We start from the raw sequence: 6235 nt of genomic DNA on the forward strand, positions 1-6235 counted from the left end.
TGGGTAGAAGAGACAGGGGTCTCTGGGCACTCCGCGCGTCAGGTGGCGGTCCGGAGGTCGAGGGACTCGAAGTCGAGGAGAGCGCCGGCGGGGATGAGGTGGGCTTTCGATCCCTCGTTCTTGAGCCGCGGACCGACGAGACCGATCAGCTCCCCGGTGCCGACGTGGAACGCCGGCGCCCCGTTGAGCCCCCGGACGAGCTCCCCCTCGACGCGCAACCAGGGCCCCGACTGGCCTTTGACTTCGAGCAGGCAGGAGTACACATCCTCGTGTGCGAAGCCGTTCACCAGCAGTCGAGTGGCGGGGGGTGGCTGAGAGCCGAGGTGGAAGGACGGCGCGTCGCCCGGCAGTGGATCACGAAGACGTAGCGCCACCAGGTTGAACGGGGCGTCCCCGTATTCGAGGACTCTGGCGCTGACGAAGTTCTCCCGCTCACCATCCCAGGAAACGAGCAGTCGATCGACACCGTCGTCGACGGTCCACGTACGCGGCACCACGACCGTTCTCTCATCGATGGCCAGCCCGTTGTGAACGACCTGATCGTTCTTTTCCTTGTACAAAACAGCGAACCGGACCGTCAACGATCCGGCGTACGCCTCGTTGATCGCCCAGCGATCGGGGCTGTTGACGTACACATGGCCGTTGAAGACGTTCTGAGTTCCGGGCGGTACGAGTCCGGCGGCTACCAGCTCACTCGCGGGCCCCGCCCTCATCTCCGCCTCGGCAAGCTGCCGTTCGAGCCGCTCGCACCGCTCCTCCGCCTGCCGATGCGCTTCGCGCGTCTCCTCCAGCTCCTCCTTCAACTGCCGGATCTCGGCGATCAGTCGCGCCCTGTCGGCGTCCACGTCGGACTCGGCCCGTAGTCCGCCGATCTGCAATTGAAGCTCCCTGACGCGGTGTTCGCGATCGCGGAGGGTGTCCTCAAGCCACCGTTCACGCTGGGCGGCCCGGCGGGCGTCCTCGTCCGCCACGGCGAGCTGCGCCTGAAGGAGTTGCACCCTGTGCGTAGGGCTCTTGCCCGCCCTGAGCGCGGCGTTGTGCAGAGCACGCAACATCTCCGTCGTCTCCGGCGTCGGCACTGTGCCACGCGTTTCCGCAACGTCATTCAGCAGGTTGAGTGCGAATTCCCATGGCGGAAGGCGCTGTCCGCTGAGGTATCGGGAGACCGTGGACGAGTCGTAGCTGCGGCGCGCCGCGTAGCGCCGCTCGGAGACCTCCAGCCCCGCGAAGAGATCGCGCAGCGCCTGCGCCAGCGCGCGCATCTCCGGCGAGAGCCCCTCCCCGAACGCCTGTAGTTCACTCACGCTGCCACCCGCCTGTCAGCACCGCTGCGTCTGCCGCAGCACATCCGTCCCCGACGACCCTGAGTCGTACCACCACCGACCATGGGAAGGGGCCTCAATGACCAACGACGGCAAGCGGGTTCACGATCTGATCGTCTTCCTCGCCGTTCTGGCGGCGGGGATCCTGCTTGTACTGCTGGGCGTCTCGCCCGGCGCGCTGGCGACCGTCACCGCGTCCCTGTCCGGGCTCTACGCGACCTGGCGCGGCGGCGGTCGCCACACGCCGTGATCACCGTTCCCGCAGCTCGAACCACACGCGCTTGCCGATGACGTGCAGCCCGTCCCAGACGAGGTTCACGCCGAAGGCGTGCGAAAGCTTGTTCATGAGGACAAGGCCCCGGCCCCGCTCGTCGCCCGCCTTCGCGGCGAGCCGGCCGTACGGCCGCCTGACCGGGTCGTCGTCCCGCACGGCGACGACCACCCGGTAGGGCCTGACGGTGACTTCGACGGACAGCGCGGGCACCCGGGCGTGCTGGACGACGTTCGCGACGGCGTCGGAGACGCAGACGCACGCGTCGTCGATGAGGGACGGGTGTCCGGTGGCCTGCAGCGTTCCGCATACGAACTGGCGGGCGAGACGGGCGGTTGTGGCTGTCGCCGGTGCGGCCAGTTCGTAGAACGTTCCGGGGTTGAAGTAGGGCGCGGTACGTGGGTCGTTGAGCACGGTGGAGCTCATGGGGCGCCTCCCTGTTCGGGTTGCCGATGTTTCTGCGCGTCTGCGCTTCCGCGCGCCGCCGCCGTCCGTGGCCCGGCCACCAGCTTTGGCCTCAACTTGCGTGCCAGTAGCTGCACTTCGGATCCCCCTGCGGCGGATGCGCGGTGCGGAAGAACGTAGGGCACAACGCTGTACCGTTGCAACGCTGAGACACGAATAGGTGACAGCTGGTGGACCTGTGGGATGGTTGCGCGCGAGACTCGGAAGCACCGAACGGAGGGCGATCCATGCCGCCGAGAAGCAATCCGACAGCCCGCCAGGCACGGTTGGGCGCCGAGCTACGGAAGCTCCGGGAAGCGGCAGGCTTGTCCACGCGAGAAGCCGGAGCTCTGCTCGGCGGCGGGGCAGCGCAGATCAGCCATATCGAGGCCGGGCGATGGGGGGTTAGCGCTGACAGAATCCGCCAGCTCGCCTCCTACTACAAGGCGAGCAACGTCAGGCTCATCAACGAGCTGTGCGCCATGACCGACGAGCGCGTGCGCGGATGGTGGGAGCAGTACCGGGGGCTCCTCACCCCAGGGTTCCTCGATGTATCGGAGCTGGAACACCACGCCCGAGCGCTCCACTTGCTGCAGATCACCTACGTCCCGGGGATCTTTCAGACCGAGGATTACGCGCGTGCGCTGTTCGGCAGCGCGATCCCCGCGCTGCCGGAAGCCCAACTCAACGCGCGCGTCGAGCATCGCACCCGCCGACGGCAAATCTACGACCGGAAAACGTCTCCGGACACTGTGGCGATCGTGCACGAAGCCGCGCTACGCATGCGGTACGGAGGCCGAGCTGTGCAGCGAGCGCAACTGGAGTTCCTGGCGGAGGTGGCGGAGTGGCCAAGTGTGAAGCTGCTGGTAATCCCCTTCGATACCGACGACCTGACCGGGACAGCCCAGTCGATGTTCTACGCTCTCGGTCCCATCCCTGAGCTCGATACCGTGCAGATCGACGCTGCCTTCGGCGGTAGCTTCATCAGCGCCAACGCGCTGCTGTCCGTGTTCCGCAACATGTTCGCCACCCTGACGCAGACAGCACTAAGCGTCGACGGTTCACGGCAGTTCATCCACAAACTGATCCAGGAAACGTGAGATCAAGGCCATGAATACATCCCGCGCATGGCAGAAGTCCTCGTATTCGGGCGGGGGCCCGGACAACAGTTGCGTGGAGCTGAGACCTCTCGACGGCTCGGTGGCCATACGTGAGAGCGACGTCCCGAAGGCCGTCGTCACAGCAGCCCGCGCGGAGGTGCGTGCGCTGATCACGCGCATCAAGGAAGGTGCTTTGCAGTGAGCCCAGAGCCCGCGTGGCAGCGCTCATCCGCCTGCGGCGGAGGGGGCAACAACTGCCTGGAGATGCGCCCGACGACCGGGCTGATACAGGTGAGAGAGAGCGAAGCTCCCGGCACCGTGATCGCCACATCCCCCGCCCGAATGACAGCGTTCATCACCCACATCAAGGCCGGCAGGCGAAGCTAACCCCACCCGGAACGACCGGCCAGTCCCGCCAAGTCGGCGGTTTGAACAACCTCGGGGCGGAAAGTCAGGACATCAGACGAACTCGCCCGGACGAGGGAGCCGCCATGTCCACCGCCTACGTCGTCGTGACCGTCATCGCCGCCGCCATGGCAGCCGTCTCCGCCGGGACGTTCATCTTCCACGCCCCGGCGATCGTGCGGTCGGTCACCGCGTACGGTGTGCCCGAAGCGTGGCTGCCCTGGCTGGGGGCGGCCAAGGCCGCGGGGGCCGTCGGCCTGCTCGTCGGGCTGGCCGTGCCGGCCATCGGCGTGCTGGCCGGGGTCGGGCTGGTGCTGTACTTCGCCGGGGCGGTCGTCACCGTGGTCCGGGCGCGTTCGTACGCGCACGTACCGATGCCCCTGCTGTACGCCGCCCCCGTGATCGCGTCCCTCGTGCTGCGGGCGAACGCCTGACGGTCCCGGCGGCCGGGGGATTGTCAGTGGTGTCACTTACCGTGGGGGCATGACCACACGGGGGACCGTTCGACGCGCGCGGCACCGTGGCGAAGGGGGAGGAATCATGGGGACGCGCCTGAGAGAGACCGCGAGCGAAGTGGCCGCCTTACTGTGGCGCGAGCACGTCGTGTACCGCGAGCGGGGCGGCGGCGTGGTCATCCGGGGCGAGCATGTGCAGCGGTGGATCAGCATGGCTCCGAGCGGCGGCCGGGACGAGATCCTGCTGCGCGCCGGACGAATACTCGACGGCGGCACAACCGCCCCCGCCCGTTCGGAAGCCGTCGCGAGCCTCAGCGCCGGAACGAGCGAACTCGCCGCGATATGCCGGCGCCTCCTCGCCGAGACCACCGCCGATGCCGCGCGGCCCGCGCGCCCTGCGCGATCCGCGCGGTCCGCGCGGTCCGTACCGACCCGGCGGCCCCGGAAGCGGCAGGGCCGGCACACCGGTCTCGGCTCGTGGGTGGTCATCGTGTGCGTGGTCGCCCTCGTCGCCCTGTACGCGTACAACGCGTTCGTGGCATACCGATAGAGCCCGTCGCTCTCCACGCCGCCGCACTCGTTGTGCTGAACCTGCGCTGTGGGATGGTTCGACCCGCTCCAGGATGGAAAGTCCGGCATGGACAGTCATGTCACCGTCGTCGTCAGGGGGGTCACACACCATGGCCGTGAGCTTCTCCAGAGACATCCGCCCCTTGTTCACCGACATGGACGTCGCACACATGAGGGAATACGGCGTACTGCTCGACGACTTCGGCTACATGTCCGATCCCGGCCACGCCCAGGACGTGCTGGACCAGGTGTCGAACGGGTCGATGCCGCCTCCCGACAGTGGCGAGCCGCCATGGCCGCCGGAGCGTGTGCAGTTGTTCCAGGACTGGATCAACGGCGGCTTCCAGCCCTGAAGCCCTGATCCCGTCGGATTCAAGCCCAGGCCCAGGTCATCGACCTGGGCCTGATGCGTGCGCTCGACCGCATGCGTTCACCACTTGATGGCGTCCTGGAAGTCCGACTGCCAGTAGGTGACGGCGGCCGAGTCGTCGATGTACGTGCCCTTGGGGAGGGTGAGGTGGGCCGGGGTGCCCGTGGAGCCCTCGCCGGAGCGGTCGGAGAAGTGGACCGTGAGGTTGCGGGCGGTGCGGCCGTGGTCGCCGCTGCCGTCGGCGGACGAGAGGCGGATGCCCGCGTAGGCGGAGTGGCCCGGCTCCAGCATGACGACGGACTGCGGCACGCTCTCCCGCACGACCTGGGTGGCGGCCTGGGCCTCGTCGAAGAGGAGGGCGGGGGCGCCGTACACGGCGCAGCGCGTGGAGCCGGTGTTGGTGACGGTGAGGGCCAGGTGGTTGATGGGGCGGCTGATGGTGTTGACCGTCGTCTTGGTGTTGGCACCCGTGCAGGCGACGAGGCGGTCGGCGCCCTTGCTCTTGGTCGCGGCCGGAGTCTTGGCCGGGGCCTTGGCCGGGGTGTGGGTGGCGCCCGGGCGGGCAGCAGCACCGGAGTCGGCGGTCGTGTCCGGGGACGCGAGCGCCTTGGCGGCGGCGGAGGTGGAGGGGGCCGGGCTGACCTGGTTCGACGCGACGCTCTGGCCCTGGCAGGCGGCGATGGTGATGACGGCGGTGGCCGCGAGGGCGGCGGTGGTGATACGGCCGACGGTGGTCATGGGTGTCTCCCGTACGCAGGGGTGTGGGTGGTCGATGACGTGATCCGGCGGCCGGTCGAAGGCCTGTCCGCTCGTCGCCCTCACAGCCTGCGGCGCCCGGCGCGTCCACCGCAACGGTGTTCGATCGATCCGGGAAAATGGAACGGTGGCACACGTTCTGACCTGGGGAAATGTCATTCCCCTGGAACGCGGGCCCGGGATGGGGAGGGGCACGGCCGATGGCCGAGGAGACCGAGGAATTCGCCGAACTGCTGCGTGAACTGAAGTCCCGCTCCGGGCAGAGCTACGCGGGGCTGGCCAAGCGGCTGCACATGAGTACGTCGACGGTTCACCGTTACTGCAACGGGGACGCCGTACCGGCGGAGTACGCCCCGGTGGAGCGTTTCGCGAGAGCGTGCGGGGCGAAGCCCGAGGAGCTCGTCGCGCTGCACCGCCACTGGATTCTCGCGGACGCGGCCCGCCGCCGGAAGGCGGCGTCGGCCCGGGCCGCGGCCCCGGCCGACGGGTCCGAGGCCGACGCCGCCCCGGTTGTGGGCGATCGTCCCGCAGGGCGGGACGGG

At 68.6% G+C, this 6235-nt stretch carries 11 protein-coding genes; 8 read left to right on the forward strand and 3 right to left on the reverse strand.

What is annotated here, in order from left to right; genetic code table 11:
- Positions 1-38: 38 nt before the first annotated feature.
- On the reverse strand, positions 39-1304 hold the full coding sequence (locus tag K6I33_RS30020; RefSeq protein WP_229357696.1) for a hypothetical protein: 1266 nt from the start codon (positions 1302-1304) through the stop codon (positions 39-41).
- A gap of 97 nt (positions 1305-1401) precedes the next feature.
- Between K6I33_RS30020 and K6I33_RS30025 the strand changes: the two genes are divergently transcribed.
- A complete protein-coding gene (locus tag K6I33_RS30025) occupies positions 1402-1572 on the forward strand; it encodes a hypothetical protein (protein WP_229357697.1) in 171 nt (56 codons plus the stop codon).
- On the opposite strand, the gene K6I33_RS30030 is transcribed toward K6I33_RS30025, so the two are convergent.
- Entirely contained in the window at positions 1573-2019 is a 447-nt protein-coding gene (locus K6I33_RS30030) for an ATP-binding protein (RefSeq protein WP_229357698.1), read from the reverse strand.
- A 266-nt stretch (positions 2020-2285) separates the two neighbouring features.
- Between K6I33_RS30030 and K6I33_RS30035 the strand changes: the two genes are divergently transcribed.
- The 6 genes from K6I33_RS30035 to K6I33_RS30060 all read left to right on the forward strand — a co-directional run bounded on the left by K6I33_RS30035 (position 2286) and on the right by K6I33_RS30060 (position 4920).
- The gene (locus K6I33_RS30035) at positions 2286-3137 is read left to right on the forward strand and encodes a helix-turn-helix transcriptional regulator (protein WP_229357699.1); all 852 of its coding nucleotides are present in this window, start codon (positions 2286-2288) and stop codon (positions 3135-3137) included.
- Positions 3138-3147: 10 nt separating this feature from the next.
- Positions 3148-3339: a DUF397 domain-containing protein gene (locus tag K6I33_RS36115; protein WP_275126806.1), complete on the forward strand. Its 192-nt coding sequence runs from the start codon at positions 3148-3150 to the stop codon at positions 3337-3339.
- A complete protein-coding gene (locus K6I33_RS30045) occupies positions 3336-3524 on the forward strand; it encodes a DUF397 domain-containing protein (RefSeq protein WP_308297348.1) in 189 nt (62 codons plus the stop codon). The genes K6I33_RS36115 and K6I33_RS30045 overlap by 4 nt, the downstream gene beginning before the upstream one ends.
- A 104-nt stretch (positions 3525-3628) precedes the next feature.
- Positions 3629-3976, forward strand: a complete 348-nt coding sequence (locus K6I33_RS30050; protein ID WP_229357701.1) for a DoxX family protein — start codon at positions 3629-3631, stop codon at positions 3974-3976.
- Between the two features lie 106 nt (positions 3977-4082).
- Entirely contained in the window at positions 4083-4547 is a 465-nt protein-coding gene (locus K6I33_RS30055; protein WP_229357702.1) for a hypothetical protein, read from the forward strand.
- Positions 4548-4683: 136 nt separating this feature from the next.
- The gene (locus K6I33_RS30060; RefSeq protein ID WP_229357703.1) at positions 4684-4920 is read left to right on the forward strand and encodes a hypothetical protein; all 237 of its coding nucleotides are present in this window, start codon (positions 4684-4686) and stop codon (positions 4918-4920) included.
- Between the two features lie 77 nt (positions 4921-4997).
- Here K6I33_RS30060 and K6I33_RS30065 read toward each other — a convergent pair whose 3' ends face one another.
- Positions 4998-5675 carry a DUF4232 domain-containing protein gene (locus tag K6I33_RS30065; RefSeq protein ID WP_229357704.1) on the reverse strand — a complete coding sequence of 226 codons (678 nt, stop codon included), beginning with the start codon at positions 5673-5675 and terminating at the stop codon, positions 4998-5000.
- Between the two features lie 218 nt (positions 5676-5893).
- Between K6I33_RS30065 and K6I33_RS30070 the strand changes: the two genes are divergently transcribed.
- Positions 5894-6235: helix-turn-helix transcriptional regulator (locus K6I33_RS30070; RefSeq protein ID WP_229357705.1), on the forward strand; the 342-nt coding region annotated here is incomplete at its 3' end.

The sequence above is a fragment of the Streptomyces sp. UNOB3_S3 genome (genome assembly GCF_020740895.1).
Lineage (GTDB): Bacteria > Actinomycetota > Actinomycetes > Streptomycetales > Streptomycetaceae > Streptomyces.

Bases quoted from the DNA above. Each gene is read 5' to 3' on its own strand.
- K6I33_RS30055 (WP_229357702.1), top strand. From the start codon at position 4,083: ATGGGGACGCGCCTGAGAGAGACCGCGAGCGAAGTGGCCGCCTTACTG.
- K6I33_RS30025 (WP_229357697.1), top strand. From the start codon at position 1,402: ATGACCAACGACGGCAAGCGGGTTCACGATCTGATCGTCTTCCTCGCC.
- K6I33_RS36115 (WP_275126806.1), top strand. From the start codon at position 3,148: ATGAATACATCCCGCGCATGGCAGAAGTCCTCGTATTCGGGCGGGGGC.
- K6I33_RS30065 (WP_229357704.1), bottom strand. From the start codon at position 5,675: ATGACCACCGTCGGCCGTATCACCACCGCCGCCCTCGCGGCCACCGCC.
- K6I33_RS30030 (WP_229357698.1), bottom strand. From the start codon at position 2,019: ATGAGCTCCACCGTGCTCAACGACCCACGTACCGCGCCCTACTTCAAC.
- K6I33_RS30050 (WP_229357701.1), top strand. From the start codon at position 3,629: ATGTCCACCGCCTACGTCGTCGTGACCGTCATCGCCGCCGCCATGGCA.
- K6I33_RS30035 (WP_229357699.1), top strand. From the start codon at position 2,286: ATGCCGCCGAGAAGCAATCCGACAGCCCGCCAGGCACGGTTGGGCGCC.